The 1,045-nt window shown below is 41.9% G+C and carries 1 protein-coding gene and 1 pseudogene; both read right to left on the bottom strand.

Annotation, left to right across the window (positions count from 1 at the left end; translation table 11 throughout):
• Positions 1-187: 187 nt before the first annotated feature.
• The gene (locus F6K23_RS41230) at positions 188-493 is read right to left on the bottom strand and encodes a hypothetical protein (protein ID WP_293167089.1); all 306 of its coding nucleotides are present in this window, start codon (positions 491-493) and stop codon (positions 188-190) included.
• A 116-nt stretch (positions 494-609) separates the two neighbouring features.
• A pseudogene (locus tag F6K23_RS41225) lies at positions 610-1,045 on the bottom strand (hypothetical protein); the annotation flags it as partial.

Below are 1,045 nucleotides of genomic sequence, written 5' to 3'. Positions count from 1 at the left end.
TACTTAAACTAATTTAAAATTAAAGTTGACTTTTTGGCAACAATTATCAAAAATAAAAGTAACAGCGATCGCCATCTTGATTGCCATTACCACTACTGCTGAACTTTTTTCGCCCCAAATACATAGTTAATGGTTCATTGCCATGAACAATGAACCATTAACCATGAAGAAATTTTACCTTGTCAATCTAAACTGTAGGCACAGAGGGACGTCCCGCTAACAGAGCTTTTGATGCCGATTCACCAGCAAGTCGCAACTGCCGCCTCAGCTGTAGATTCAACAAAGTCAGAACACTCAACTGACTTAGCAGTGCCAGAAATATGGTGTTCATTGCCGCTGATTCTATCGCTGCCCAAGGAAAAGTTGAAAACAGCCATGGAATTGTATTTTGGTAGGGGTCGATACCCAATACTCCTAGAATTGTGGGTGGCAACAAGACTGCAACAACGATAGTACCAGTTGCCCAAACTGAGCGCTTGGAAGTTCTCATCATCAGCATCAGCTGAGTAATCGTGGCGTAAACCATCATCAAGCTGACAACGAAGGCTGCCAAAACAAGCATTCCGATCTGAACAAAATCAACAAATATTCCTAATAAAGCCCCAATTACTAAAGTATTCCTAATAAAGCCCCAATTACTAAAGGAACAAATGCAATCACACTATTAATTGCTATTGCCACTATTGCTGGACTTTTTTCGCCCCAAATTAAGTCTGACAGGAGAGTATTTTTCCGAAAGCCTTGGGGATGAGAAGCTCGCTCTCGCCGAGAGTGTACCCAATCGAGTAAAGTTTGGCGACTTGGTGAGAGAGTTGCGATTAGACCAAAAAGCAGTATGGCGCTGAAGAAAGCTAGGTAAAATAGATTATCAAATGCCCAGCTATTGTTAGAATATTCTCGCCCTTGCACAGCACATCCTAAAATCACTCCTTCTAAACAAGCAATCAGTAAATAACTCTGCCGCTTGCTAAGGATAGTGGTGTTGGGGTTGCGAAAACAGCGTTGGAGTCCTTGCCAAACCCAATACGTCCACAAGGCATAATTT

Origin of the sequence: Okeania sp. SIO2C9 (assembly GCF_010672455.1) — a bacterium.
Taxonomy (GTDB): domain Bacteria; phylum Cyanobacteriota; class Cyanobacteriia; order Cyanobacteriales; family Microcoleaceae; genus Okeania.
The sequence above is the reverse complement of the archived record's forward strand: the minus strand, read 5'-3'. Positions and strand labels throughout refer to the sequence as shown.

Excerpts from the sequence above, each read along its gene's own strand:
- F6K23_RS41230 (WP_293167089.1), bottom strand. The coding sequence starts at position 493 with ATGATGAGAACTTCCAAGCGCTCAGTTTGGGCAACTGGTACTATCGTT.